General features: G+C 71.3%; 23 protein-coding genes. 6 read left to right on the forward strand and 17 right to left on the reverse strand.

What is annotated here, in order from left to right; all coding sequences use genetic code 11:
• On the forward strand, positions 1–819 hold an 819-nt coding region (locus tag MET9862_RS20690), incomplete at its 5' end, for an ATP-binding protein (protein WP_368773575.1).
• Between the two features lie 6 nt (positions 820–825).
• Here MET9862_RS20690 and MET9862_RS20695 read toward each other — a convergent pair.
• Positions 826–2,313 carry a carboxypeptidase M32 gene (locus MET9862_RS20695; RefSeq protein WP_142584753.1) on the reverse strand — a complete coding sequence of 496 codons (1,488 nt, stop codon included), beginning with the start codon at positions 2,311–2,313 and terminating at the stop codon, positions 826–828.
• 250 nt (positions 2,314–2,563) lie between these two features.
• On the opposite strand from MET9862_RS20695, the gene MET9862_RS20700 reads away from it, so the two are divergent.
• Complete coding sequence (locus tag MET9862_RS20700; RefSeq protein ID WP_142584754.1) at positions 2,564–3,253, forward strand: GntR family transcriptional regulator; 690 nt, start codon at positions 2,564–2,566, stop codon at positions 3,251–3,253.
• A 10-nt stretch (positions 3,254–3,263) separates the two neighbouring features.
• Here MET9862_RS20700 and MET9862_RS20705 read toward each other — a convergent pair whose 3' ends face one another.
• Positions 3,264–4,049 carry an enoyl-CoA hydratase/isomerase family protein gene (locus MET9862_RS20705; protein ID WP_142584755.1) on the reverse strand — a complete coding sequence of 262 codons (786 nt, stop codon included), beginning with the start codon at positions 4,047–4,049 and terminating at the stop codon, positions 3,264–3,266.
• Between the two features lie 139 nt (positions 4,050–4,188).
• Positions 4,189–5,442 (reverse strand): MFS transporter, encoded by a 1,254-nt coding sequence (locus tag MET9862_RS20710; protein ID WP_142584756.1) that lies wholly within the window; start codon positions 5,440–5,442, stop codon positions 4,189–4,191.
• A gap of 481 nt (positions 5,443–5,923) precedes the next feature.
• Between MET9862_RS20710 and MET9862_RS20715 the strand changes: the two genes are divergently transcribed.
• On the forward strand, positions 5,924–6,829 hold the full coding sequence (locus MET9862_RS20715) for a L,D-transpeptidase (RefSeq protein WP_142584757.1): 906 nt from the start codon (positions 5,924–5,926) through the stop codon (positions 6,827–6,829).
• A gap of 98 nt (positions 6,830–6,927) precedes the next feature.
• Here MET9862_RS20715 and glpX read toward each other — a convergent pair whose 3' ends face one another.
• The 3 genes from glpX to MET9862_RS20730 form a co-directional block, all read right to left on the reverse strand.
• Positions 6,928–7,920, reverse strand: a complete 993-nt coding sequence (gene glpX / locus MET9862_RS20720) for a class II fructose-bisphosphatase (protein ID WP_142584758.1) — start codon at positions 7,918–7,920, stop codon at positions 6,928–6,930.
• Between the two features lie 154 nt (positions 7,921–8,074).
• Entirely contained in the window at positions 8,075–9,397 is a 1,323-nt protein-coding gene (locus tag MET9862_RS20725; protein WP_142584759.1) for a homoserine dehydrogenase, read from the reverse strand.
• An 86-nt stretch (positions 9,398–9,483) separates the two neighbouring features.
• Complete coding sequence (locus MET9862_RS20730) at positions 9,484–10,179, reverse strand: ceramidase domain-containing protein (protein WP_142584760.1); 696 nt, start codon at positions 10,177–10,179, stop codon at positions 9,484–9,486.
• An 80-nt stretch (positions 10,180–10,259) separates the two neighbouring features.
• Between MET9862_RS20730 and xth the strand changes: the two genes are divergently transcribed.
• Positions 10,260–11,054 (forward strand): exodeoxyribonuclease III, encoded by a 795-nt coding sequence (gene xth / locus MET9862_RS20735; protein ID WP_142584761.1) that lies wholly within the window; start codon positions 10,260–10,262, stop codon positions 11,052–11,054.
• A 40-nt stretch (positions 11,055–11,094) separates the two neighbouring features.
• On the opposite strand, the gene MET9862_RS20740 is transcribed toward xth, so the two are convergent.
• The 4 genes from MET9862_RS20740 to MET9862_RS20755 form a co-directional block, all read right to left on the reverse strand.
• A complete protein-coding gene (locus MET9862_RS20740) occupies positions 11,095–12,327 on the reverse strand; it encodes an MFS transporter (RefSeq protein WP_142584762.1) in 1,233 nt (410 codons plus the stop codon).
• 75 nt (positions 12,328–12,402) lie between these two features.
• The gene (locus tag MET9862_RS20745) at positions 12,403–14,877 is read right to left on the reverse strand and encodes a sensor histidine kinase (protein ID WP_142584763.1); all 2,475 of its coding nucleotides are present in this window, start codon (positions 14,875–14,877) and stop codon (positions 12,403–12,405) included.
• 328 nt (positions 14,878–15,205) lie between these two features.
• Positions 15,206–16,606, reverse strand: a complete 1,401-nt coding sequence (ahcY, locus tag MET9862_RS20750) for an adenosylhomocysteinase (RefSeq protein WP_142584764.1) — start codon at positions 16,604–16,606, stop codon at positions 15,206–15,208.
• A gap of 225 nt (positions 16,607–16,831) precedes the next feature.
• Entirely contained in the window at positions 16,832–17,269 is a 438-nt protein-coding gene (locus tag MET9862_RS20755) for a CsbD family protein (protein ID WP_142584765.1), read from the reverse strand.
• A gap of 321 nt (positions 17,270–17,590) precedes the next feature.
• Here MET9862_RS20755 and MET9862_RS20760 point away from each other — a divergent pair, with 321 nt between their 5' ends.
• Both MET9862_RS20760 and MET9862_RS20765 read left to right on the forward strand, forming a co-directional pair.
• Entirely contained in the window at positions 17,591–18,355 is a 765-nt protein-coding gene (locus MET9862_RS20760) for a fumarylacetoacetate hydrolase family protein (RefSeq protein ID WP_142584766.1), read from the forward strand.
• Positions 18,356–18,410: 55 nt separating this feature from the next.
• On the forward strand, positions 18,411–19,421 hold the full coding sequence (locus MET9862_RS20765) for a 2-dehydropantoate 2-reductase (RefSeq protein ID WP_142584767.1): 1,011 nt from the start codon (positions 18,411–18,413) through the stop codon (positions 19,419–19,421).
• 76 nt (positions 19,422–19,497) lie between these two features.
• Here MET9862_RS20765 and tolB read toward each other — a convergent pair whose 3' ends face one another.
• From tolB to MET9862_RS20800, 7 genes are all read right to left on the reverse strand, one after another.
• Positions 19,498–20,832: a Tol-Pal system beta propeller repeat protein TolB gene (tolB, locus tag MET9862_RS20770; RefSeq protein WP_142584768.1), complete on the reverse strand. Its 1,335-nt coding sequence runs from the start codon at positions 20,830–20,832 to the stop codon at positions 19,498–19,500.
• 46 nt (positions 20,833–20,878) lie between these two features.
• Positions 20,879–22,207 (reverse strand): cell envelope integrity protein TolA, encoded by a 1,329-nt coding sequence (gene tolA, locus MET9862_RS20775; RefSeq protein ID WP_185156953.1) that lies wholly within the window; start codon positions 22,205–22,207, stop codon positions 20,879–20,881.
• Between the two features lie 20 nt (positions 22,208–22,227).
• On the reverse strand, positions 22,228–22,671 hold the full coding sequence (locus tag MET9862_RS20780) for an ExbD/TolR family protein (protein WP_185156952.1): 444 nt from the start codon (positions 22,669–22,671) through the stop codon (positions 22,228–22,230).
• A gap of 19 nt (positions 22,672–22,690) precedes the next feature.
• Positions 22,691–23,410: a protein TolQ gene (gene tolQ, locus MET9862_RS20785; protein ID WP_142584770.1), complete on the reverse strand. Its 720-nt coding sequence runs from the start codon at positions 23,408–23,410 to the stop codon at positions 22,691–22,693.
• 174 nt (positions 23,411–23,584) lie between these two features.
• On the reverse strand, positions 23,585–24,022 hold the full coding sequence (gene ybgC, locus MET9862_RS20790; RefSeq protein WP_142584771.1) for a tol-pal system-associated acyl-CoA thioesterase: 438 nt from the start codon (positions 24,020–24,022) through the stop codon (positions 23,585–23,587).
• A gap of 249 nt (positions 24,023–24,271) precedes the next feature.
• The gene (locus MET9862_RS20795) at positions 24,272–24,988 is read right to left on the reverse strand and encodes a DUF4142 domain-containing protein (protein ID WP_142584772.1); all 717 of its coding nucleotides are present in this window, start codon (positions 24,986–24,988) and stop codon (positions 24,272–24,274) included.
• Between the two features lie 317 nt (positions 24,989–25,305).
• A partial coding sequence (locus MET9862_RS20800) for a Holliday junction DNA helicase RuvB C-terminal domain-containing protein (protein ID WP_280178982.1) occupies positions 25,306–25,455 on the reverse strand: 150 nt, incomplete at its 5' end.

The raw sequence follows: 25,455 nt of genomic DNA on the forward strand, positions 1-25,455 counted from the left end.
CCCGAGGCCTGCGAGCCCGCCCTGCTCCACGCCCGCCTGACGGAGCGCCGCGCCTTGCGCGCCGAATTGGAGGCGCGCCGGACGGAGCTGGCGCGGCTCGCCGACGGCGTGGCCGAAGCCGACCTGCGCCGCGAGCTCGCGGAGACCGATCCCGACGCGATCGAGGCCGCGCTCGTCGCCCTCGCCCAGGCGGAGGAGGATCTCGACCGGCGCGGCCAGACCGCCTTCGCCGACCGCGACCGCGGCGAGCGCCGCCGCGCGGAACTGGAGGGCGGGGTCGGCGCCGAGGTGGCGCTCGCCCAGCGCAAGGCGGCGGAGGCCGAGCTCCAGGCCGAATCGCGCCGCTGGGCGGTGCTGAAGCTCGCCGGGCTGCTGCTCGGGAGCGCCATCGCCCGCCAGCGCGCCGGCCAGCAGGACCCTCTGCTGACCCGGGCGGGCGCCCTGTTCGCGGCGCTGACCGGCGGCGCCTTCGAGGGGCTGAGCCAGGATTACGACACCGGCGACACGCCGCGCCTCGCCGGGCGCCGCGCCGGCGGCGGCCTCGTGCCGATCGAGGGCCTGAGCGAGGGCACCCGCGACCAGCTCTACCTCGCGCTCCGCCTCGCCTATCTGGAAGACTATGCCGGCCGCTCCGAGTCCGCGCCCTTCCTCGGCGACGACCTGTTCCTCACCTTCGACGACCGGCGCACCGGGCACGGGCTGGAGGCGCTGGCGGCGATCGGCGGCAGCGTGCAGCCGATCCTGTTCACCCATCACCGCCACGTGGCCGACCTGGCTGAGGCCAAGCTCGGCACAGCCGTGGACGTGGTGGCGTTGTAGGGACCGTTACGCCTCCAGATAGCGCGCCCGGAGATGCCGCAGGAACGCCTCCGGCCCGAGGGGCGCCCCGGTCGCCTCCGCGATGATCGTGCCGGTCTCGGCGAGGCTGCCCCGCGCGTGGATGGTCCGGCGCAGCCAGCCGCGCAAGGGGCCGAAATCGCCCTGCGCGAGGCCCGCCATCAGATCCGGCACCGCGCCGCGCGCCGCCGCGAAGAGCTGCGCCGCGGTGAGCGCGCCCAGCGTGTAGGTCGGGAAATAGCCCCAGGCCCCGCCCGGCCAGTGGATGTCCTGCAGGCAGCCGAGCCGGTCGTTCGGCGGCGTGACGCCGAGCAGCTTGTGCAGGCCCTCGTTGAAGGCGCCCGGCAGGTCGGCCACCGCGAGGTCGCCCGCGATCATCGCCGTCTCCAGATCGTAGCGGAGCAGGATATGGGCCGGATAGGTCGCCTCGTCGGCATCGACCCGGATCAGGCCGGGCGCCACCCGCGTGCCGAGGCGGTGCAGGTTCTCGGCTTCCCATTCCGGCCCGGACCGGCCGAGGCTGTCGCGCAGGAGCGGCGCGAGGTAGCGGAAGAATTCGGCCGAGCGGCAGGCCTGCATCTCCACGATGAGCGACTGGCTCTCGTGCAGCGTCATGCCCCGCGCCTGACCCGCGGGCTGGGTCCGCCAAGCGGCGGGCCGGCCCTGCTCGTAGAGGGCGTGGCCGGTCTCGTGCAGCACGCCCATCAGGGCGCGCATCACATCCGACTCGTCGTAGCGGGTGGTGATGCGGACGTCGTCCGTGGCGCCGCCGCAGAACGGGTGCAGGCTCACGTCGAGCCGTCCGCGCGTGAAATCGAAGCCGGCGGCCGTCATCAGCGCGAGCCCGATTCCGCGCTGCGCCTCCACCGGGAACGGGCCCGCGAGCGGCAGCGGTGCCGGCTCCTGGGCCTGCCGCTCGGCGATCGCGGCGACGAGGCCCGGCAACTCGGCCCGCAGCACGGCGAAGATCGGGTCGATCACGGCCCGGCGCATGCCGGGATCGTAGCCGTCGAGGAGCGCGTCGTAGGGCGAGAGGCCGAGTGCGGCGCCCTTGGCCTGCCCGATCTCGCGCTGCAGCCGCAGCACCTCGGCGAGGTCCGGGGCGAGGCGGGCGAAATCGGAGTCCGCGCGCGCCGTGCGCCAGGTCATCTCCGCCTTCGAGACGGCACGCGAACTCGCCTCCACCAAGTCGCCCGGCACGGAGGCCGCGTGGCGGTGGCTGCGCGCCATCTCGGCGAGGTTGGCGCGCTGGCCCGGATCGAGCGCCTCGTCGCGTGCCGCCGCGAGCCGGTCCGCCATCTCCGGGCCGGTCAGGATCTCGTGCGCGAGGCCGCGCAACACGGCGAGCTGGTCGGCCCGCCCCTCCGCCGCCCCGTCCGGCATCAGGGTCTGGGAATCCCATCCGAGGATGCCCGAGGCGCCCTCCAGCGCGGCGAGGCGGGCGAAGGTGCGTTCGAGGCTCGGATAGGCGCGCATCGGATCTCCTGAACGGGTCGGGATCCCGCTTAGAGCCGTTTCCGATCGCGTGGCAATCGGGAACGGCGCGACGCGCCTGTCCGGGCGCGCGCCGTGAGCCGAGCCGCGGCGCCGGGACCGTTGCGCCGAAGGTCGCCATCTGTCCTGTGGCCAGTGCACGCGCAGGAGAGATGGTGCATAGACACCGATCACGGGCGAGATTACACGTAGAATTGTGCAGGAACGTCCAACAAACCCCGGTCATCGGCTGATGAACAAGATCGAGCCCGGCTTCGGCATCAACCGCCGCTACCTTCACGACGAGGTCGCCGACCGGATGCGCGCGCTGATCCAGTCCGGCGAGATGGCGCCGTGCACCCGGATCAACGAGGGCGAACTGACCGAGCGCTTCGGGATCTCGCGCACGCCCCTGCGCGAGGCGATCAAGATCCTGGCGACCGAGGGGCTGCTCGAATTGCTGCCGAACCGCGGGGCGCGGGTCGCCAGCATCTCGCCCCGCGAGATCGAGGAGATGATGGAGGTGATCGCGGGCCTGGAGGCCACGGCCGCCGACCTCGCCTGCCTCCACATCACCGAGGGCGAGATCGCCGCCATCGAGGCGGACCATGCCGAGATGGTGACGGCCTGGAAGATGGGTGACGCGTCGGCCTATTACCCGCTCAACCGCCGCATCCACGAGGCGGTGATGACGGCGAGCCGCAACACGATCCTGGCGAGCCTCTATCTCAGCCTGTCCGGCCGCATCCACCGCTCGCGCTACTCCGCGCACCAGACGCCGGAGCAGTGGACCCGCGCGGTGGAGGAGCACGAGGAGATGCTCCGCCTGCTGCGCGCCCGCGAAGGGGCCGGTCTCTCAGCGCTGATGCGCGCGCATATCCGCAGCAAGAAGGCCGTCATCGCGGCGAGCTTCGCCGACGTGGCCGATCCCGCGGCGGCCTGAGGCCGTCCCGTCAGCGGCCCATCCAGTCCGGCGGCCGCTTGGCGAGGAAGGCCTCCATGCCCTCGCGAAAATCCCGGCTCATGTAGCACATCAGGATCAGGTCCTCGCCGCGCTCGGGCGCCTCCCCCTCGGCGAGGCGCCGCAGGCCCTCCTTGGTGGCCTGGAGCGTGAGCGGCGCGTGGCCCGCCAGCAGCGCCGCCAGCGCATCGGCGCGCGCGCCGAGCGCGGCCGCATCCTCCACCACCTCGCCGACAAGGCCGATGGCGAGGGCCTCCTCCGCTCCGAGGAGGCGGGCGGTGAAGATCATGTCCTTGACCCGGGCCGGGCCGACGAGGTTCGAGAGCCGCTTGAGGTTGGCCATCGACAGGCAATTGCCGAGCGTCCGCGCGATCGGGAAGCCGAAGCGCGCGTCGCGCGTGGCGACGCGCAGGTCGCAGGCGGAGGCGATCGCCGCACCGCCCCCGGTGCAGGCGCCCGCGATGGCGGCGATGGTCGGCACCCGCAGGCGCTCCAGGCTGCCGAGCACCCGGTCCATGAAGCGCTCGTAGCCGAGCGCGTCCTCGGCCGTCGCGAAGCTGCGGAACTGGGCGATGTCCGTGCCGGCCGCGAAGGCCTTGTCGCCCGCCCCCGTGAGGACGACCACCTTGACCGCCGGATCCCCGGCGATGCGGCCGCAGATCTCGACCAGCCCCTCGTACATGGCGAAGGTCAGGGCGTTGCGCGCCTGCGGGCGGTTGAGGACGATCCGGGCGATGCCGGCCTCGTCGGTGGTGAACAGCAGCTCTTGCTCGGCCATCGCAGGCTCTCCGGCATTTCCCCGAAGTCCCGTCTGGGCCAGGACGGCCCCCCCGATCAAGCGCCCCGACACGCGAACGGGGACCCGAAGGCCCCCGCCGCGATCCGTGATCGACGACCTGCGCTCAGGCGGTCTGGGCTCAGGCGGTCGCGGGCTTCAGACCCGGCACGGGCTGCTCGGTGCCGGCCGGCGCCAGCACCTTGCCGCGCGGGCCGACCCAGGCGCCGACCCATTTGCGCTGCCACAGGGCGAGGCAGGCGAGCACGACGAGGGTGAAGGCCGCGTAGGCCACGAAGCCCGGGGCGAAGCCGCCGGCATATTGCTTCGAGAGGCCCATCACGTTCGGCAGGATCGCGCCGCCGAGCGCGCCGATCTCGCCGATCATCGAGCCGGCGACGGCGGTGTTGTTGGGCCAGCGCAGCGGCACGAGCTGGAAGAGTGCGCCGTTGCCGGCGCCGAGCGCCGCGAAGCAGAGCATGAACAGGACCGTGGTGACGGCGAGCGAGGGGGCGGCCGTGAGCGCCAGGAACGAGCCGATCGCCGCCATCAGCACCACCGTGAGGACCAGGATGCCGCCCATGCGGTCGGCGAAGTAGCCGCCGACGATGCGGATGCCCGAGCCCATCAGCGCCGCGAGCATGGTCAGGCGCCCGGCTTCGACCTTGGTCACGCCGAACTGCTCGTAGAAGAAGGTCGGCAGGAAGTTCGACAGGCCGATGAAGCCGCCGAAGGTGATGATGTAGATCAGCGAGAAGGCCCAGCCATCCTTGGTGAACAGGCAGGAGACGTGCTCCTTGAAGGTCTGTTCGTGGTGGTCCGGCGGCTCCTTCGCGAGGACGATCATCACCGCGATCGGGATCAGCATCACGGCGCCCGCGAAGCCGTAGACCGTCTGCCAGCCATAGGCCTGGGCCAGCGGCGGCGCGAACAGCACGGCGAGCACGGTGCCCGAGTTGCCGGCCCCCGCGATGCCCATGGCGAGGCCCTTGTGCTCCGGCGGGAACCAGCCCGAACCGAGCGACAGCGCGACCCCGAAGGAGGCGCCGGCGATCCCGAGCAGGACGCCCATGGCCAGCACATCGTTGTAGCTCGACACGAAGTGATAGCCGTAGATCATCGCCAGGACGATGACGCCCATCTCGGTGAGCGCGGCGTTCTTCCGGCCGATATACTGGGCCAGCACGCCGAGCGGGAAGCGCATGATCGCGCCCGCCAGGATCGGCAGCGAGATCATGAAGCCGGTCTGGGCCGGCGTCAGCTTGTAGGTCTCGGTGATGAACGGGCCCATCGCACCGTTCAGCACCCAGATCGCGAAGCAGAAATCGAAATAGAGGAACGCGGCGAACAGCGTCGGGGGATGTCCCGACTTCATCACAGTCTTGAAGCTGGCCATAGATCGGGTGCTCTGCGAGTTCGAAGCGCGCCGCACGAGGGCTGGCACGCGTGCCGTCAGGGCCGGACCCACACCGTCCGCTTGTCGGGGCGCCGTTGCCCCGGAGCGCCGCTCATGCGCGGCTGCGCCGAGGGCATTGCAGCAAGCGTGCCAAGTCGGGATCGGGCGGCTTCGAAGGCTCGCACGCAGCGGCGGACAGGGCCGGCGGGCCGCGAGGATGCGCTCGCGCGCTGCTTGCCGCGCCGTATGCTGCCTCGGCTCAGGGCAGTGGCGCGAATCTAGGCAGCACCGGACCGGCCTGTTGCGCGAAATCGACGGCGGCGCACGCAAAACGGCCGCACAGTCCGTGCAGGTTACGGGTAAGTCTTGATTTTGCTAGGAGATCCCGGAACGACCTTGGCCGTGCGGGGGCATCCGGCCAGGGTTGCCCCAAGGTTCGCCGATGCGGGCCCGACCTTCCTTCAGGGACGTCTCTCACGCCATGTCCGATCCGCTTTCCGGCCTCACCCGCCGCCGCCTGCTCGCCGGATCGGCCGCGGGCCTCATCATCGCCGGTCCGCTGCCCGCCCTCGCCCAGCGCGTCGGCGGCTACGACGACGACCTGCTCTACCAGGACCAGAACGGCGCCCTCTACCGCCGCCGCAACGGCCGCTACGAGCCCTATTCGGGCCGCGTCGATCACGGCCGGCCGGCCTTCGGCGATGACGAGCCGGCGCCGCAGGCGGGCCGCGCCCCCGCCCCTGCTTCCGACCCGGATCTCGAGCAGCCGCAGACGCCGAACCAGACCGCCCGCAACGTTGTCAACCGGCCGATCGACAACGGGCCGATCGACTATGCCCGCGCCTATGCCGCGATCACCGACGATCCCTTTCCGATCTCGGCCTTCAACTACAAGAAGATGAACCCGGCCTTCCTGCGCCAGGAGGTGGCCTATAGCGGCCCGCATGAGCCGGGCACCATCGTGGTCGATCCGCGCGCGCACCAGCTCCTGCTGATCCAGAGCGGCGGCCGTGCCCGCCGCTACGGCGTCGGCGTCGGAAAGCAGGGCTTCTCGTGGTCCGGCACCGCCACGATCAACTCGAAGCAGGCTTGGCCGGACTGGTATCCGCCCAAGGAGATGATCGCGCGCCGGCCCGACCTCGCCTCGCAGATCGACAAGCTCCAGAGCGGGCTCGGCGTCGCGGGCGGCACGCGCAACCCGCTCGGGGCGCGCGCCATGTATCTGTGGCAGAACAACAAGGACACGCTCTTCCGCATCCACGGCACCCTGGAGCCCTACACGATCGGCCAGTCGGTCTCGTCGGGCTGCATCCGGATGATCAATCAGGACGCGATCGATCTCTACGACCGCGTCCAGGTCGGCGCCAAGGTCGTCGTCCTGAACTGAGGCTCGGGCGGTCCTTCATGATCCTCGGATCACGAAAGACCGCTCGCTCCGATCGAGTCGGCCGCCCGGTCTGCCACGGACCCGGCAACGACATCCGCTCAGCGGCCGTCGCGCTCCATGCGGCGGCGCTCGCCGCGGATGCGCCGGATGGTGCCGGTGGCCGAGCGGTAGACCACGGTCTCCGTCTCGATCGTGTTCGGCCGGAAGCGCACCCCGCGCAGCAGGGGGCCGTCGGTGACGCCGGTCGCGGCCACGATCACGTCGCCCCTGGCCAGGTCCATCAGCTCGTATTTCCGCGACGGCTCGGTGATGCCCATCGCTTCCGCGCGGCGGCGCTTCTCGGCCGAATCGAGGATCAGCCGGCCCTGCATCTGGCCGCCGGTGCAGCGCAGGGCGCCGGCCGCGATCACGCCCTCCGGCGCGGCGCCCGTGCCGAGATAGATGTCGATGCCCGTCTCGTCCGGGCTCGTCGTGTGGATGATGCCGGCGATGTCGCCGTCCGAAATCAGGCGCACGCCCGCCCCCGTCGCCCGGATCGCCGCGACCAGGTCGGCGTGGCGGGGCCGGTCGAGCACCAGGGCGGTGATCTGGGAGGGCCGCACGCCCTTGGCGCGGGCGAGCGCCGCGATGTTCTCGTGGGCCGGCGCATCGAGATCGATCACGCCGGGCGGGTAGCCCGGACCGATCGCGATCTTCTGCATGTAGACATCCGGGGCGGCCAGCAGCGAGCCGCGCTCGGCGAGCGCCATCACCGCGATGGCGCCCGGCATGTCCTTGGCGCAGAGGGTGGTGCCTTCGAGCGGATCCACCGCGACATCGACGGCGAGGCCGCCGCGCCCGATCTTCTCGCCGATATAGAGCATCGGCGCCTGATCGCGCTCGCCCTCGCCGATCACCACGGTGCCGTCCACCGGCAGGGTGTTCAGCTCCTCGCGCATCGCGTCGACGGCGGCCTGATCCGCCTGCTTCTCGTTGCCCTGCCCGCGCAGGCCGGCGGCGGCGATCGCCGCCCGCTCGGTCACGCGCGCGAGCTCGAGGCCGAGGATGCGCATCGCGACACCCCGCGACCCCTCGGTCACCGCATCAGCCATCGTTTCCTCGCCCTCGTCCTGGCCCGAATGTTTCCGGTGCCAACCGTTGAGATCCGGTAGGGGCGCCCGATGACCGCGCGTGCCGGACAGGTGGACTCCACCAACCCCTGCGTGTAGGGGCGGTTTCCCGCCCCCGCAATCCGGGGCGTTCCGCCTATTCGCGCTCGATGCGGATCAGCTGGGGCGATTCCGCGAGGAGGCCGTCCGCGGCGATGGCGTCGAGGGCGGCACGGATGGCCCCCTCGGTGGCCGCGTAGGTGATCAGGACCAGCGGCACCGGCCGGCCCGAGCGGCCGCGCGGATCGTCCACCGCGGCGCTCTCGTCGCGGCGCTGCAGGATGCTCTCCAGGGAGATCGCGCGCTCGGCCATGCGCGTCGCCACGCCCGCGGCGACGCCGGGACGGTCGTGCACGGTGAGGCGGATGTAGTAGCCGCCCTCGTGCCGTTGCATCTCGACGCGGGACGAGGGCCGCAGGGTCGCGCTCGGGCGTCCGAAGGCCGGGCGCACGAGGCCTGACGCCACATCGGCGATGTCGGCGACCACGGCCGAGGCGGTGGCCTCGCCGCCCGCGCCGGGGCCGATCAGGGTCAGTTCGCCCACCGCGTCCGCATCGATGGTGACGGCATTCGTCACGCCCATCACCTGGGCGATGGCCGAGGATTTCGGTACCATGGTGGGGTGCACGCGCTGCTCGATGCCGGCCTCCGTCGCCTGCGCGACGCCGAGCAGCTTGATCCGGTAGCCGAGCTCGTCCGCCATGCGCAGATCGAGGGGCTGAACCCGCGAGATGCCCTCGACCGAGACGCCCTCGGCGTCCACCGTCGTGCCGAAGGCGAGGCTCGTGAGGATGGCGAGCTTGTGGGCGGTGTCGAAGCCCTCGACATCGAAGGTCGGGTCGGCCTCGGCGTAGCCGAGCGCCTGCGCGTCCTTGAGGCAGGCCTCGAAGGTCAGGCCCTCGCGCTCCATGCGCGAGAGGATGTAGTTGCAGGTGCCGTTGAGGATCCCGTAGACGCGGGCCACCGCGTTGCCGGGCAGGCCCTCGCGCAGCGCCTTCACCACCGGGATGCCGCCCGCCACCGAGGCCTCGAAGGCCAGCGCCACGCCCGCGCCCTCGGCCGCCCGGGCGAGCGCCGCGCCGTGATGGGCGAGCAGCGCCTTGTTGGCGGTGACGACCTGCTTGCCGGCGGCAAGCGCCGCCTCGACGGTCTCCTTCGCCTTGCCCTCGGCCCCGCCGATCAGCTCGACCACGCAATCGACCTCGCCCGAGCGGGCCATCTCCGCCGCGTCGTCGAACCAGCGCACGCCCGCGAGGTCGAGGCCGCGGTCGCGGTTGCGGTCGCGCGCGGCGACGGCGGTGACGCGGATCTCGCGGCCGGTGGCGGCGGTGAGCGCGTCGGCGCGGCGCGCGATCATGCGGATGACGGCGGCACCCACGGTGCCGAGCCCGGCGACGCCGAGGCGGAGGCTGTGTGTCATGGTTCTGAATCCGGGCCCGCGACGGGCGCGGCACTCATGCAACGATTTGCCCGGACCCGCAAGGAATCCGCCGGATGCGCCGCCGCTCAGGCCGGGCGGCGGCGGACGCGGATCGCGATGACGATCAGCGCATAGAGCACGCAGGCGTTGAGCAGATGCCAGAGCCAATGCGTGCCGGCGGGAAACGCCGCGCAGACCGCCCGATCGAGGGTGCGGGCGGCGAGCGAGGTCAGGAACAGGCCGGCGACCGCGAGGAGGCGCTGCCCGGCCTCGTGCCGGGCCTCGCTGCGGGGCCGGCCCGCGAGCAGCGCCGCCGCGACGCCGATGAGCGCCAGGATTGCCGGCAGGTAGTCGATCGAGCCGTTGCTCGCCTCGGCGAGCGGGTGGCCGGCCAGTGCCTCGAGGGCCGGCGTCAGGGCGAAGGAGGCTGCGAGGAAGGCCAGCGTCGCGCCGGTCGCCCGCGCGGCGCCGAGCCCGAGCAAGCGCCGCATGGCGAGCCAGAAATAGCCATTGATGAACAGCGCGATCGGGATCACGTCGGCGAGCATCGCCCAGCGCAGGGCGAGGGTATGGAACAGGAAGGAGCCGATCCCCACGATGCCCGTGAGGACGGCGAGCGCCAGGCAGGGCCGGTCGGCCGGCGCCGCTGCCGCCCGCCGCGCGGCCAGGAGCGCGGCGACCAGGAAGGCCCCGTTCGTCGCCGCGTTCAGCGGCTCGGCCCAGAGATCGGGTCCGGTGCGCTCGCAATAGCTGCGGATGGGCTCGAACCAATCGGGTGACATCGCCGCCCCTCCCTCTCCCGCGCCTTGTCAGCGCGACGCGAAGATTCGATGACGGGCGCCGGCTTGCGGGAAGCGACGCGATGCGGATCACCACCTGGAACGTCAACTCGATCAAGCAGCGGATCGGGCATCTCCTCGCCTTCCTGGAGGAGGCGAGGCCCGACGTGGTCTGCCTGCAGGAGCTCAAATGCCAGGACGCCGCGTTCCCGCGCGACGAGGTCGAGGCGGCCGGCTACACGGTCGAGACGCTCGGCCAGAAAGCCTATAACGGCGTGGCGCTGCTCGTCCGCAAGCCGCTCGCCCTGACCGAGATCCGGCGCGGCCTGCCGGGCGATCCGGACGACGTCCAGGCCCGCTACATCGAGGGCGTGGTCGCGGGCGAGGAAACCGCACCGGTGCGCGTCGCCTCGATCTACCTGCCGAACGGCAATCCCGTCGCCAGCGAGAAATATCCCTACAAGCTCGCCTTCCTGGAGCGCCTGCGCCGCCATGCCGGTGGGCTGATGCGGGACGAGACCGCCCTGGTGCTGGCGGGCGACTACAACGTGATCCCGGACGCGGTGGATGCGGCCGATCCGGAGGCCTGGCGCGGCGACGCGCTGTTCCTGCCGCCGTCGCGGGCGGCCTTCCGGGCGCTGCTCGCGGAAGGCCTGACCGACGCCCTGCGCGCCTGCGACCCGCGCGAGGGGGTCTACACCTTCTGGGACTATCAGGCCGGCTGCTGGCAGCGGAATTTCGGCATCCGCATCGACCACCTCCTGCTCTCGCCCCAGGCCGCCGACCGCCTGGTCTCGGCCTCGGTGCAGAAGCATCTGCGCGGCCTCGAGAAGCCGTCGGACCATGTGCCGGTGACGGTCGAGCTCCTGGACGCGTAGGGCGCCCTCCCGGCGCAGCGTGCGGGCGCCGCGGTCTGCGTCACTGCGGGCGCAGCAGGTGGTCCCTGTCGCGCAGCGCCGGGAACAGCCGGCCCCAGGCCACTGCGATCAGCATCGTCATCACGCCGCCCGCCACCACGGCGGGCACCGCCCCGATCGCGGCGGCGAGCAGGCCCGATTCGAACTCGCCGAGCTCGTTCGAGGCGCCGATGAAGACCGTGTTCACCGCCGCGACGCGGCCGCGCATGGCGTCCGGCGTCTCGCCCTGGACGAAGGTCTGGCGGACATAGACGCTGACCATGTCGGCAGCCCCGGTGACCAACAGGCAGAGCATCGAGAGCGGCAGCGAGGTCGACAGGCCGAAGACCACGATCGCGAGCCCGAACACCGCGACCGCCCGCAGCATCCGCACGCCCGCGTGGCGCCGCAGCGGCCGGTAGGCGAGCAGAACCGCCATGGCGACGGCGCCGGCCGCCGGCATGCTGCGCAGGGCTCCGAGGCCGAGGGGGCCGACATGCAGCACCTCCGCCGCGAAGACCGGCAGGAGGGCGGTGGCGCCGCCGAACAGGACCGCGAACAGATCGAGGCTGATCGCGCCGAGCACCACGGGCTGCGACCGGATGTAGTGGAGGCCGGCCGAGAGCGTGGCCCAGCTCACGCGCGGCCGCTCGCTCACCGGCGCGGGCCGGAACCGCACGGCGCCGACGCAGAGGCAGGCGAGCGCGAAGCTTGCTCCCGCGCCGCCGAACACCACCGCCGGACCCGCCGCATAGAGCAGGCCGCCGAGTGCCGGCCCCATCACGGAGGAACTCTGCCAGAGGGACGAGTTCCAGGCGATGGCGGCGCCGAACAGGTCGCGGGAGACCAGGGTCGGAAGCAGGGCCTGGAGGCTCGGATTGGCGAAGGCGCGCGCCGTGCCGACGACGATCACCAGGGCGTAGACCGGCCAGGCGGCCGGCGCGCCGGACAGGGCGTAGGCCAGGAGCCCGAAGCTCGCACAGGCCTGCACGGCGAAGCTGATCGCGGCCACCAGCCGCCGGTCGTAGGTATCGGCGACGTGGCCGGTGACCAGGGCGGCGAGCATCGCCGGCAGGAAGCCGGCGAGCCCGACGAGGCCGAGCGCCAGGGCCGAGCGGGTGAGGTCGTAGACGAACCAGCCGATCGCCACCGCCTGCATCTGGTAGGCGAGGCCGCTGAGGAAGCGGGCGGCGCAGAAGAGACGGAAATCGCCGTTGCGGAAGACGGCCCAGCCGCTGTGCGAGAATGTGGACATCGGGCGCGTGCTGGGCCGTGGGCGGAGGCTCGTCAAGCGACGGCGGCGGGCGCGCGCGGCACGCTCCCGGCTTCGTTACTCCGCGGCCTCGACCTGCGGGTCCCGGTCCGCCAGCGGGAAGGAGCAGGTCACGCAGGTTCCCGCGCCCGGGCTGGTCTCCAGATGGACCCGCCCGCCATGCAGCTCCACGAAGGAGCGCACGATCGAGAGACCCAGGCCGACCCCGCGGTGGCGGGTGCCCAGCGTGTGGCTCTCGAACCGGTCGAAGACCTGGGCCGCGATCTCCGGCGGCATGCCGAGGCCGTGGTCGCGCACGCCGAGGATCAGCTCCGTGGTGGTGCGACGGGCCATCACCTCGATGCGGTCCCCCGCACGGGAGAAGCCGACGGCGTTGGAGAGCAGGTTGAACAGGATCTGGCGGACGCGCTTGCCGTCCGCGTAGACGCTGCCGATGTCGGCGGGCACGTCGAGGACCACGCTGAGGCTCGACTCGGCGAGGCGGTCCTCGATGCCGCGCATGGCCGCGTCGATGGTCTCGCGCACGTCGACCACCTCGTGCTGCAACTCGAGGGAGCCGGCATCGATCGAAGCGAGGTCGAGGATGTCGTTGATGATGACCAGCAGCGCGCCGGACGAGCGCATGATGTGGTCGGCATATTCACGCTGGCGCAGGTTGAGGGCGCCGACCGATTCGTCGCCGAGCAGCTGCGTGAAGCCGATGATGTTGGTGAGCGGCGAGCGCAGCTCGTAGGAGACGTGGTGGACGAAGCTGTCGCGCAGCTGCGCGGCCTTCTCCAGCGCCTCGTTCTTCTCGGTGAGCGCGCGCTCGACGTTGACGCTCGCGGTCACGTCGATGAGCGTCAGCAGGGTCGCGCCCTCCGGCAGCGGCTGGGCGGCGCAGTCGAGCACCGTGCCGTCGACCACCTCCAGCCGGCAGGCGAGCGTGTCGCGCGATTCGAGGCCGACGATCCGGTCGCGGATGTCGAGCCAGGGCTCCTCGGCCGGGGCGAGCCGGCGGCACACCTCGATCACCGCCTCCACATGGGGGCGCTGCTCCAGCAGCGCGGCGTCGAGGCGCCACACCGTCGCGAAGGCGCGGTTGGCGAAGGTCAGGCGCCCGTCCGCCGCGAAGACGGCGACCGGCTCCATCAGGGTGTCCAGGGTCTCGGCCTGGACCCGCATCAGGGCGTTGTAGCGCGATTCGAGGTTCACCCGGTCCGAGACGTCGTCGAACAGGTAGGTGAGGCCCCCTTGCGGGTTCGGATCGGCGACGACGCGCAGGGTGCGGCCGTCGGGCAGGTACCACCAGCTCTCGTTGGCCTCTACCGCCCGGTAGGCGGCCAGCACGCCCTGTTTCCAGGCCCGGAAATCGGCGTGCTCCTCCAGCTTCCGCTCGGCACGCAGATGGTCGAGGATCTCGCCGTCGAGCGGGCGGCCTTCCAGGTAGGCGGCGTCGAGGTCCCAGAGCTGCCGGTAGGCGGCGTTGTGGAAGATCAGCCGCTGGCGGTCGTCGAACATCGCCACCGCGGTCGGCAACTGGTCCAGCGTGCGGACATTGGCGTTCATCTGGCGCTGGAGGTCCGCGCGGACGCTCTCGAGCTCGGAGACGTCGATGGCGATGCCGACCCGGCCGGTCTCGAGGCGCGTCTCGAACACGTCGAGGACCCGGCGGCTGCCGGCCACCACCGCCGAGAGCCGCGGGACCGGATGCTGGCCCCGGCGGGCGAGATCCTCGCGGGCGACCATCTCGCGGGCCGGGCGATCGAGAAGCTCGGTGCCGGCCTCCAGCGCCGCCTCGCGGCTCGGAGCCTCGATGGCGGCGACGTAGGCCATGTTGACCCAGGCGAGCCCGCCCTCGCGGTTCCGCCGCCAGACAGGCTGCGGGATCGCGTCGAGGAGGCTCGCCAGCGCCGCGAGGCCGCGGCGGGCCTCGTCCAGGGTTTCGCGCAGCTCGGCGATCTCGCGCCGCTCGTCGCTGGTCTCGCGCAGGCGCAGCAGGGCGCGCCCGGCCACCGCCTGGCCATGCGCCTCGATGCTGCGGCCGGCCTGGCTGCGCAGCGCGAGGCGGAAGCCCGTGCCGCGGGTGCGCAGGGTCTCGACCGCCGCCTCGATGGCTCCCGCATCGGAGGGCAGAAGCCAGGAGCCGAAGGCCAGGATGCGGCGGGCGGCCCCCGCGATCGGGCGCCCTTCGAAGGCGATGCCGACATCGCCCTCGATGACCGGCTCGGTGCGCGCATCCCAGGTGACGATGATCTGCCGCTCTGCGTTGAGCAGCATCTCGGCCCGGTCATGCGCGCCGCGCAGCGCGTCGAGAGCTGCGGCCTGCTCCCGGTCGCGTCGGGTCCAGCGGCCGCGCTCGCGGATATGCAGAAGAGACAGGATGGTCGCGAAGGCGAGCAGGCCGCCGAGGACGGAAACGCTGGCGACGCCGTGCATGTGCAGCACCGCACCGGTCTCCGGGCCGGCCGGCCACGCCGACGCTGCCCAGAGGCAGCCGACGACGAGCATGCCGGCGCCAGCCGCCAGCCGCGCCGTTCGTTCGAGACCCATGACCCGCCCCTTACGGCTCATCGCCGGTGCCGAGCGCACGCAGGCGCGTCCGCGCGGCGCGACGCCGCGCGCCGTCTGCGTGTCGCCACGATCGGCGACGCGCCACCGCGCTCGGAAGATTCGCGGCCACTGTAGACCGGGGGTGAATCGTCCCGGAAGGCCCCAGGGGCGCTGCGGGTGCAGGCGGACGCATGCTGTGCCGCATGCGACGCACAGAAGACACAGTTCGGAATGGCGGTTCGGGCTTGACAAACAGGAAAGGGTCCGGCCTTGCGGCCGGACCCTTCAATGTTCCGATGATGTTCCCGCGGGCCGCCGCGGGACGATCTCAGTAGCGGTAATGCTCGGGCTTGAACGGGCCCGCTTCGCTGACGCCGATGTACGAAGCTTGGTCGGGGCGCAGCTTCGAGAGCTTGGCGCCGACCTTCTCCAGGTGCAGGGCCGCGACCTTCTCGTCGAGGGCCTTCGGCAGGGTGTAGACCTGCAGCTCGTACTTGCCGGGATTCGTCCAGAGCTCGATCTGGGCGAGGGTCTGGTTGGTGAAGGAGGCCGACATCACGAAGGACGGGTGACCCGTCGCGTTGCCGAGGTTCACCAGACGCCCTTCCGAGAGCAGGATGATGCGGTGGCCGTCGGCGAACTCGATCTCGTCGACCTGCGGCTTGATGTTGGTCCACTTGAGGTTCTTCAGGCCGGCGACCTGAATCTCGTTGTCGAAGTGGCCGATGTTGCAGACGATCGCCCGGTCCTTCATCGCCCGCATGTGGTCGATGGTGATGATGTCCTTGTTGCCCGTGGCGGTCACGAAGATGTCGGCGCGCGGAGCCGCGTCCTCCATCGTGACGACCTCGTAGCCCTCCATCGCGGCCTGGAGCGCGCAGATCGGGTCGATCTCCGAGACCATCACGCGGCAGCCGGCATTGCGCAGCGAGGCGGCCGAGCCCTTGCCGACGTCGCCGAAGCCCGCGACCATCGCGACCTTGCCGGCCATCATCACGTCGGTGCCGCGGCGGATGCCGTCGACGAGCGACTCCTTGCAGCCGTAGAGGTTGTCGAACTTCGACTTCGTCACCGAGTCGTTCACGTTGATCGCCGGGAAGAGCAGCTTGCCCTCCTTGGCCAGCACGTAGAGGCGGTGCACGCCGGTGGTGGTCTCCTCGGAGACGCCCTTGATCGACTCGGCGAGGCCCGCGAACCAGCCCTTCGGCTTCTCCTTGAGCTTCTTCTTGAGGAGCGCGAAGAAGATCTCCTCTTCCTCCGAGCCGGGCTTGTCGAGGAAGGCGGTGTCGCCCTGCTCGGCGCGCAGGCCGAGATGCACGAACATCGTGGCGTCGCCGCCGTCGTCGAGGATCATGTTCGGCATGCCGCCGTCATGCCAGTCGAACAGGCGCGAGGTGTAGTCCCAGTACTCCTCCAGGGTCTCGCCCTTCACGGCGAAGACCGGGATGCCGGCGGCGGCGATCGCGGCGGCGGCATGGTCCTGGGTCGAGTAGATGTTGCAGGAGACCCAGCGGATATCGGCGCCGAGCGCCTTCAGGGTCTCGATCAGCACCGCCGTCTGGATCGTCATGTGGAGCGATCCGGCGATCTTGGCGCCCTTGAGCGGCTGGCTCGAGCCGTACTCGGCGCGGACCGCCATCAGGCCCGGCATCTCGCTCTCGGCGATCGAGATTTCCTTGCGGCCGTAATCGGCCAGCCCGATGTCCTTGACGATGTAGTCCTTGGCCATGAGGTCGGTTGCTCCGTCTCTCGCGTGTCGCTGGGCTGTGCCCGGAAGCCGGTCCGGTGGTGACGTCACCGGGCAGGCTTCCGGGCCACCGTCGAACGCCCTCTCTCGCCGAACCGGCATCCAATCCGGCTGAGAGCGCTCTAGCAGGTCGCGGCGTACGAAGCAATCAAGACATAAAGATGTCTTTATGCGATGCCGCCCGGACTGGCCGGGCGGCGCAGGGGTTCAGCGGTCGCGGCGCATGAGCAGGCCGAGCCCGAAGGCGACGGCGCCGACGATTGCCAGCGTCGCGAGACGGTTGTCGTCCGCGCGCGCGGCGAGCGCCCGGCCGTGCCGCTCGGCCCGGCGGCGGTAGTGCCGGCTGCGCTCGCCGGCCTGCTCGTAGAGGTCGCGGCCGCGCTGCTCCACCTCGTCGTAGAGTTCGTGGGCACGCTCGCGCGCATCCTGGGCCCGGTGGCGCGCCTCATGGGCGAGGTGGCGGCCATCGCGCACATAGTCCTCCGCGGTGTCGCGGGCGCGGCCATAGGCGACCTGGGCGGCGCCGGCCACCTGATCGATGGCGCCCTCAACCTGCGGCGACGGACGGCCAAGCACGGCGCCGGCCGCGGTCTTGGCGCGGCCGCGCAGGTTGCGGATGCCGCCCTCGATGTGATCCCGGTTCATGGACATCTCCTTGATGGGGTGCCGGCTCGCGCATGGAGTGGCTGAGCAACCTGGAATGACGTGCACATGCACGCTCCCGTGCAGCCGGCCTTCGGCGGTTCCGAACGGTCAAGGCAGGCGGATGTTCCGGGTTTTCGGCCGCAAGACTGATCTGCGTTAGGTGCTTGGTGAAGTTTTTTTGACGGTGTCGCGAAATCTTTAAGAGCGACTTGGGTCCGCGATTCGGGCAAGTCTACAGTATGCCGTATGCCAGATTGGCAGCTGCGGCCGAAGGAAGAGCCCGGCGCGCGCATGGGGCTCTCGCTGCCAGGGAGGACGCCGATGGCCCGCTGGGTCCGCTACAGCCGTGACGGCGCGGAGAGCTTCGGCCGCCTCGAAGGCGACCACATCCATGTCCATGCCGGCGACCTGTTCGGCGGCTCGGCGCCGACCGGCGCCATCGTGCCGCTCGCCGAGGTCGCGCTGACGATCCCCTGCCGGCCGGGCAAGATGATCGCCCTGTGGAACAACTTCCGGGCGATGGCCGAGAAGCAGGGCCTCGACCACCCGCCCGCGCCGCTCTTCTTCATCAAGCCGCCGAACTCCTATCACCCGCCGGGCGCGCCGGTGGCGATCCCGGCCGGCGCGGGCAAGCTGCTGTTCGAGGGCGAGCTCGGCATCGTGATCGGCCGGCGCGGCCGCGACCTGACGCCGGAGACCGCCGGGGCCCACATCTTCGGCTATACCTGCCTCAACGACGTGACCTCGCTCGACATCCTGCGCGCCGATGCGAGCTTCATGCAGTGGACGCGGGCGAAGGGGCTCGACGGCTTCTCGCCGATCGGTCCCTGCATCGCGACCGATATCGATCCGCTCGCCTCGCGCGTCGTGGTCCGCGTGGACGGTCAGGTGCGGCAGGACTACCCGCTCTCCGACATGATCCGGCAGCCGGCCGAGCTCGTCGCCATGCTCTCGCAGGGCATGACGCTGGAGCCCGGCGACATCGTCGCCTGCGGCACCTCGCTCGGCGTCGGCTCGATCCGGCCCGGCGCGACGGTCGAGGTCGAGATCGCCGCAATCGGCGTGCTCGCGAATCGCTTCGCCTGAGGGCGACGCCCGTACCAACGCCCCACGACCGGCAGAACCCAAGGACGGATCAGGCATGAGCATCGCGATCGTCGGCGCAGGCGCCATCGGCGGACAACTCGGCGTCAAGCTCGCCGCGTCGGGGGAGCCCGTCACCTTCATCGCGCGCGGCGCGAACCTGGAGGCGATCCGGACCGGCGGCATGCGCCTGATCGAGGAGGACGGCTCCGAGATCCACGCCCGGGACGTGCGCGCCACGCAATCGATGCAGGAGGCGGGCGTGCACGACTACGTCCTGCTCACCGTGAAGGCGCATCAGGTCGGCCCGATCGCCGCCGACCTCAAGCACCTGATCGGGCCGAACACCGCCGTCGTGACCCTGCAGAACGGCATCCCGTGGTGGTACTTCCTGCACGGATACGAAGGCCCGCATGCCGGCAGCCAGGTCGAGAACTCGGATCCCGGCGGTGCCATCGCCCGCCACCTCGACGCCGCGAAGGTGATCGGCTCGGTGGTCTATCCGGCCGCCATCCTCGAAGCGCCGGGGGTGGTCCGCGTGGTCGAGGGCAACCGCTACACGCTGGGCGAGCCGGACGGCTCGATCAGCGAGCGGGTGAAGACGCTCTCGGAGAAGCTCGTCGGCGCCGGATTCAAGGCGCCCGCGATCGCCGACATCCGCTCGGAGATCTGGCTCAAGCTCTGGGGCAATCTCAGCTTCAACCCGATCTCGGCCCTGACCCACGCGACCCTGGTCGATATCTGCCAGTTCCCCGACACGCGGCTGCTCGCCCGCGCCATGATGGAGGAGGCGCAGGCGATCGCGAACACGCTCGGCGTCACCTTCCGCGTGGACATCGAGCGGCGCATCGCGGGCGCCGAGAAGGTCGGCGCGCACAAGACCTCGATGCTGCAGGATGTGGAGGCTGGCCGCGCCATCGAGCTGGAGGCTCTGGTCGGCTCCGTGGTCGAGCTCGGCCGCATCACCGGCACGCCGACCCCGCATATCGACACGGTCTACGCGCTGATGCGGCTCCTGGCGAAGAGCCTGGAGACGCAGAGAGGCCGGCTGTCGATCCAGCCGGCCTGAGGGGCGGCGTCGGCGGTCCGGCCCATCCGGCCGGACCCGCCGAGGGGTTGCCGCGGGACGTGCCGCGGCCCTTGCCTCAGCGCCCGGCGAGCAGCGGCGACCAGGTCGGGTCCGAGGCGTAGGACGGGGTCGGCACCGGCTGCTCCACCTTTCCGGTGATGTCCACCATGTAGAGCTTGCCGCCGCCCTGGCCGCCGGGGTCGCGGAAGAACAGCACGTACTGGCCGTTCGGCGCGAAGGTCGGGCCCTCGTTGTGGAAGCCCTCGGTCAGCACGCGCTCGCCCGAGCCGTCGGGCTTCATCACGCAGATCGCGAAGCCGCCCTTGCGCTGGCGGGTGAAGGCGATGAGGTCGCCGCGCGGCGACCAGGCCGGCTGCGAGGCCGAGCCCTCGCCGAACGAGATCCGGTGCGGGTTCGAGCCGTCGGCGCCCATCACGTAGATCTGCTGCGAGCCGCCGCGATCCGATTCGAACACGATCTGCGAGCCGTCCGGCGAGTAGCTCGGCGAGGTGTCGATGGCCATGCCGCTGGTGATCGGGCGCTGCGCCTTCGAGGCGAGGTCCATGGTCACGATGTCGGCGTTGCCGCCCTGCTGCACGCTCATCACGAGGCGGCGCCCGTCCGGCGAGAAGCGCGGGCTCGCGCTCATCGAGTCCATGTTGCCGACGGCCTGCCGCGTGCCGGTCTCGAGGTTGATCACCTGCACCCGCGGCTGGTGGCCGGAGGCCTGCGCCATGAAGGCGATGTCCTGCGTCGCCGGCGAGTAGCGCGGCGCGACGATGGCGTTCTCGCCGCTGGTGATGGCGCGGACATTGGCGCCGTCCTGGTCCATCACCATCAGGCGCTTGCGGCGGTTCTCCTTCGGACCGGATTCGTCGACGAAGGCGATGCGGCTGTCGAACCAGGGGCCGAGGCCGGTGATCTTGGTGTAGACCGAGTCCGAGATCAGATGGCCGGTGCGGCGGGCATTGGCCGGGTCGGTGGCGAATTGCTGGCCGGTCATCTGCTGGCCGGAGGTCACGTCCCAGAGCCGGAACTCGACCTTGAGGCGCCCCGACCCGTCGCGGGAGACGCGTCCGGTCACGAGACCCTGCACGCCGGTGGCCCGCCACTTCTCGAAGCTCGGCGCCGCGTCGAACTGGGGCTGCTCGGGGAAGCGCGCCTTGTCGAGGGGGCTGAAGTAGCCCGAGCGGCGCAGGTTGTTCGTCACCACGCCCGAGACGAGGCCGCCGAGGCTCGGATCGCCCGCGAAATCGGCGATGGCGATCGGCAGCGGCTGGAACGCGCCGCCGCCGATGCGCAGCTGCAGCTGCGCGCGCGCCGGCTGTGCGCCGACGAGGACGAAGGCGAGGAGCGCCAGGATCATGGCGAGGGGCGCCGTGCGGCGCCGCGGGAGCGGGCGTGCGAGCATCAGGTCGGTCCGGAGGTTGAGCGTCAGGGCGCGGGCGAGGTCGGCGTCAGGTCGCCGTGAACTCGAACTCCGCGTTGATGGCCTTCCAGTCGTTGTAATAGGGCGCGTACTGGGCCGGGATCTTGTAGGGCGCGCAGCGGCGCACGGCGCGAAGGGCGGCCTGCGCGATCGACTGATCCACCGCGCTCGCGCCGCCGCGCATGATCCGCGGCTCGGACCCGAGCGATCCGTCCGGGTTCAGGCGGATGTCGAGCACCGGCAGGATCACGCCCTGCGCCGCGCCGGGTGGTGCCGAGTAGCAGCGCTCGATCTGCTGCTGCAGCATGCCGACGAGCGCGTCGCGCATGGAGGGCGACAGGCGCTGCGCGTTGCCCGAGGGCGCGCCGAGCGCGGCCACGCGCTGGACCTCGCGGCCGGTCGCGCCGGTCGATTGCGAGGGCGCCTTCGAGGCGAGCATCGACTTGATGTCGCCCGCATTGAACTTGTCGGCGAGTTCGGCCTGCTTGCGGGCCTTCGCCTCGGCATCGGCCTTCGCCTTGGCATCGGCGACCGCCTTCGCCTTGGCCTTCGCGGCGGCCTCGGCCTTGGCCTTGGCAGCCGCCTCCGCCTTCTCGCGCTCGGCTTCGGCCTTCGCCTCGGCGAGCTGCTTCTGGTGCTCGGCCTCCTTGCGCTCGGCCTCGGCCTTGGCCTTCGCGTCGGCCTCCGCCTTGGCCTTGGCCTCGGCGCGCGCCTTCTCGGCCTTGGCCGCAGCCTCCGCCTTGGCTTTCGCCTCGGCCTTGGCCTTGGCTTCCGCGGCGGCTTCCGCCTCCTCGCGCTCGATCAGCTTGGCCAGCTCCTCGCGCTTCTCGGCCTCGGCCTTGGCGGCGTCCGCCTTGGCCTTCGCCTCGGCCTTGGCCGCCGCGGCCTTCTCGGCCGCCGCTTTCTCCGCAGCCGCCTTGGCGGCCTTCGCCGCCTCGGCTTTGGCGGCGGCTTCCGCCTTCTCGGCCGCGGCCTTCTCGGCAGCCGCCTTCGCCTCGGCCGGGTCGGGCTCGCTCATGCGGAGCGGCATCTCGTCGGCATGCGCCACCTTCAGGTCGGCGGGGCGCGTCGGCGGGGTCGGCGCGTCGACCTTGGCGTTCTCGGGTTCGCGCTCCTCCGGCGTGTCGGCCTTGCGGTCGGCCCGCGGCTTGGCATCCGAGAGCGGCTTCTCGGCGTCGCGCTGGCCCTTGGTCAGCTCGGAGAACTGGTTCTCGGTGATCACCTCGACGGGCACGCCCTCCTGCGCCTCCGGCAGGGCCGGCGCGGAGATGCCGATGATGGCCGCGGCGAGCAGCACGACATGCGTGCCGGCCGAGATCCAGACACCCGGCTCCCTGCGGTCGAAGGCGATGGGCAAGGTGATCGGCAAGGCGCCTGCTACCTCTGCTCGGGCTCGGTGACGAGGGCGACCTTGCGGAAGCCCCCGCCGGTGACGATCGCCATCACCTGGGCGACGCGGCCGTAATCGACGCGCTTGTCGCCGCGCACGAAGACGCGCTCCTCGGTGCCGGCCTTCGCCGTCTCGGTGAGCTTCGGGATGATCGCGTCGTCCGAGAGCTCGTCCTCGCCGAGGAAGACCTGGCCGGTCTGGCGGATCGACAGGGTGATCGGCTTGGTGTCGGAGTTGAGTGGCGACGCCTTCGATTGCGGCAGGTCGAGGGGCACGCCCACCGTCATCATCGGCGCAGCGACCATGAAGATGATCAGGAGCACCAGCACGACGTCGATGAACGGCGTCATGTTGATCTCGTTGATGGCGCCGCTGCGGCGTCCCCGCCGCCGCCGCTTGCCGCCGCCCTTCGCGCCCGCTGCCATGGCCATGGATTCAGGTCCTTCCGGGTCAGGCGACGAGCGAGAGCCGCTCGTCGATCTGGCGCGACAGGATCGCGGAGAATTCGTCGGCGAAGCCTTCGAGCCGCGACTGGGCCTTGGCGACCTCGGCCTGGAGCTTGTTGTAGGCGAGCACGGCGGGGATCGCCGCGAACAGGCCGATCGCGGTGGCGAAGAGCGCCTCGGCGATGCCGGGCGCGACGACCGCGAGCGAGGTGTTCTTCGAGGCGGCGATCGAGGTGAAGGCGGTCATGATGCCCCAGACCGTGCCGAACAGGCCGATATAGGGGCCGGCCGAGCCGATCGAGGCGAGGAACAGGAGGCGCGATTCCAGCCGCTCGACCTCGCGCTGGATGGTCACGTCGAGGGTCTTGTCGATGCGCTGGCTGAGCGACTGGATCTGCCGGCCGGAGCCTTCGAAGGAGCGCTTCCACTCGCGCATGGCGGCGACGAAGACCGCGGCGAGGCCGGTGGCCGGACGGTCGTTGAAGGAGCGGAACAGCTCCTCCAGGGAACGGCCGGACCAGAACGCGTCCTCGAAGGAATCCATCTCGGAGCGGATGCGGCGGAACAGCAGCGTCTTGTCCACGATGATCGCCCAGCACCAGACGGAGGCGCTGAGCAGGCCGACCATCACGATCTTCACGACGAAATGGGCCTGGAGGAACAGGCCGAGCAGGCTCATGTCGGCGACCGGCGCTTGCACCGCCATGGCATCGGCTGGAGTCATCGGACCTGATCCTCGATGCCCGAAGACGCCCGCGCCGGGACGTGGCGCAGCTGCGCTCGGGTCAAATCGTCGAACGATATCAACGGGAATCGCCGTCGAATCTGTCGAAAGTAAGGGCCACGCCGGCCTTGCGGCCGACGCAATCCGCGCGACGCAGTAAAGGGCCCGGCAGGGTTAAGGATCGGTTGCGGCGGCGGCCTTCGGCGCCAGGGCCCGCCGCAGCGAATCCGGCAGACGGATCGCACGGCCGGCCCGCACGCAGGCCACCACCACCTCGGCCTGGACCAAGATCTCGCCGTCGCGGGTGATGGCCTGCGCCAGATGCATGGAGGCGCCGCGCAATTCGCGGGTCGCGGTCTCCACCACGAGGGCGTCGTCCATGCGGGCGGGCTTCAGGTAGTCGATCGCCATGCGCCGCACCACGAAGACCAGGCCGCCCGCCTCCCGATGCAGGTCCGACTGGTCGCCGGCGAGCCCACGCAGCAGCTCCGTGCGCCCGCGCTCCATGAAGCGCAGGTAGCTCGCGTGGTAGACGAAGCCGGAGAAGTCCGTGTCCTCGTAATAGACCCGCACGGGGAGCCGGTGCGCGTCCGCGAGATCTGTCGAATCCATTGCGGCCCGGGTTCAAGTCGCAGCCGAGGCCGCGGAATCCGCGCTGTTTAGAGATGTGGGCCGTGGAAGGCGAGAGCCCGGACACGGCAAGGGCCGCCCCGGTCGGGAGCGGCCCCTGCTTGCCCGCGGTCGGGCTCATTCCGGATGGCGGCGCGCGCGACCCTGCTATCGACCCGCGCGAATGCACGGCGGCGGTCGTCCGCCGGACGCGCCGACCCCGACCGTGGTCGGGATCGGCGCATCTGGGAATCAGCCGCCGACGCGGCCGGCGAGCGTGGCCGAATGGGCATGCTCGTCGGCGATGAAGGGCAGCGCCTCGTTGGCGAAGCGTCGGCCGGCGGCGCTGTCACCGTTCTGCGCATAGGTCTGGTACAGGGCCAGGGTGCGCGCATCCGAGCGGGCCTGCTCGCGGACATAGGTGCGGTCGAAGTCGCGGGCGGTCGGCGCGGAGCGCAGGCGCTCGATGCGCGCCTGTCCGTTCGGGCCCAGGGCCACGCGGCGGCCGGGCTCGGCCGGGCTGTTGTCGATGATCCCGACGCCGCCGAGCACGCCGCCGACGATGCTGGTGCCGAGATTGGCCGCGATGGTCACCGGCGCGAGAACCACGCCGACCGGGTTGTCGAGCCGGGTCGGGATGCCCTGGCGGTCGGAGACGACGCGGCCGCTGGCGGTCAGCGAGGTGCCTTCGGGCAGGAGGGCGCGGGTGGTCGCCTCACGCTCGACGAGGACCCGGTTGGCGTAGTTGCGGACTCGCGGGTTGCGCGAGCGCTCGAGGGCGATACGGCTCGCCTCGATGCTGGCGGCGTCGGAGCGCAGGGCCTCGGCGCGGAATTCCGGCGTGTCGGTCGCAGCGGCCCCGATCGGCGCATCGGCCCCGATGCGCAGCGGCAGGGCGTCCTGCGCCAGAGCGGGGGTCGAGAGGGCAGCGACGGACAGGCCGAGGGCGGCCAGGACGGTCGTCTTCATGACGGATGTTCCTCGGGATTCTTGTAGCGATCGGTATCGTCTGCCGGCGCCCGCGGCGGGGCGTGGTCGGGCCGTCAACTTGTGCGCTGCGGGGGTGTTCCGCGCATGCGGCATCCTGGGATCCCGGGATCCGGAGGCGATCGAGCCGCTGAGCCACGCCGCGGCGCACGCGGCGAATGTCGCGTTCTCTCAGAGGCTTGCGCGCGGAGACGATGCGGCTCGCGCCGATCGGCGCACGGGGATGCCGTTTTCCCGGCGGCCCTGATCGGCACAGCAGATATGCAGTCAGCGCATATTATGGGGCGGGCGGCTCGTGCTCAGCCGTCCGACCCGTCGTCCGTGAACAGGCCGGACTGCAGGTTCGGGTCCCGCCTGGGTGGAGTGAGGCCCATATGGCGGAAGGCGTGTGGTGTGAGGACGCGTCCGCGCGGGGTGCGCTGCACGAAGCCCTGCTGGATCAGGTAGGG

The sequence above is a fragment of the Methylobacterium symbioticum genome (genome assembly GCF_902141845.1).
GTDB lineage: Bacteria > Pseudomonadota > Alphaproteobacteria > Rhizobiales > Beijerinckiaceae > Methylobacterium > Methylobacterium symbioticum.

What these genes read in the sequence shown, in the direction of transcription:
- MET9862_RS20695 (WP_142584753.1), bottom strand. Translation starts at nt 2,313, where the DNA reads ATGCGCGCCTATCCGAGCCTCGAACGCACCTTCGCCCGCCTCGCCGCG.
- MET9862_RS20700 (WP_142584754.1), top strand. Translation starts at nt 2,564, where the DNA reads ATGAACAAGATCGAGCCCGGCTTCGGCATCAACCGCCGCTACCTTCAC.
- MET9862_RS20705 (WP_142584755.1), bottom strand. Translation starts at nt 4,049, where the DNA reads ATGGCCGAGCAAGAGCTGCTGTTCACCACCGACGAGGCCGGCATCGCC.
- MET9862_RS20710 (WP_142584756.1), bottom strand. Translation starts at nt 5,442, where the DNA reads ATGGCCAGCTTCAAGACTGTGATGAAGTCGGGACATCCCCCGACGCTG.
- MET9862_RS20715 (WP_142584757.1), top strand. Translation starts at nt 5,924, where the DNA reads ATGTCCGATCCGCTTTCCGGCCTCACCCGCCGCCGCCTGCTCGCCGGA.
- glpX (WP_142584758.1), bottom strand. Translation starts at nt 7,920, where the DNA reads ATGGCTGATGCGGTGACCGAGGGGTCGCGGGGTGTCGCGATGCGCATC.
- MET9862_RS20725 (WP_142584759.1), bottom strand. Translation starts at nt 9,397, where the DNA reads ATGACACACAGCCTCCGCCTCGGCGTCGCCGGGCTCGGCACCGTGGGT.
- MET9862_RS20730 (WP_142584760.1), bottom strand. Translation starts at nt 10,179, where the DNA reads ATGTCACCCGATTGGTTCGAGCCCATCCGCAGCTATTGCGAGCGCACC.
- xth (WP_142584761.1), top strand. Translation starts at nt 10,260, where the DNA reads ATGCGGATCACCACCTGGAACGTCAACTCGATCAAGCAGCGGATCGGG.
- MET9862_RS20740 (WP_142584762.1), bottom strand. Translation starts at nt 12,327, where the DNA reads ATGTCCACATTCTCGCACAGCGGCTGGGCCGTCTTCCGCAACGGCGAT.
- MET9862_RS20745 (WP_142584763.1), bottom strand. Translation starts at nt 14,877, where the DNA reads ATGGGTCTCGAACGAACGGCGCGGCTGGCGGCTGGCGCCGGCATGCTC.
- ahcY (WP_142584764.1), bottom strand. Translation starts at nt 16,606, where the DNA reads ATGGCCAAGGACTACATCGTCAAGGACATCGGGCTGGCCGATTACGGC.
- MET9862_RS20755 (WP_142584765.1), bottom strand. Translation starts at nt 17,269, where the DNA reads ATGAACCGGGATCACATCGAGGGCGGCATCCGCAACCTGCGCGGCCGC.
- MET9862_RS20760 (WP_142584766.1), top strand. Translation starts at nt 17,591, where the DNA reads ATGGCCCGCTGGGTCCGCTACAGCCGTGACGGCGCGGAGAGCTTCGGC.
- MET9862_RS20765 (WP_142584767.1), top strand. Translation starts at nt 18,411, where the DNA reads ATGAGCATCGCGATCGTCGGCGCAGGCGCCATCGGCGGACAACTCGGC.
- tolB (WP_142584768.1), bottom strand. Translation starts at nt 20,832, where the DNA reads ATGCTCGCACGCCCGCTCCCGCGGCGCCGCACGGCGCCCCTCGCCATG.
- MET9862_RS20780 (WP_185156952.1), bottom strand. Translation starts at nt 22,671, where the DNA reads ATGGCCATGGCAGCGGGCGCGAAGGGCGGCGGCAAGCGGCGGCGGCGG.
- tolQ (WP_142584770.1), bottom strand. Translation starts at nt 23,410, where the DNA reads ATGACTCCAGCCGATGCCATGGCGGTGCAAGCGCCGGTCGCCGACATG.
- ybgC (WP_142584771.1), bottom strand. Translation starts at nt 24,022, where the DNA reads ATGGATTCGACAGATCTCGCGGACGCGCACCGGCTCCCCGTGCGGGTC.
- MET9862_RS20795 (WP_142584772.1), bottom strand. Translation starts at nt 24,988, where the DNA reads ATGAAGACGACCGTCCTGGCCGCCCTCGGCCTGTCCGTCGCTGCCCTC.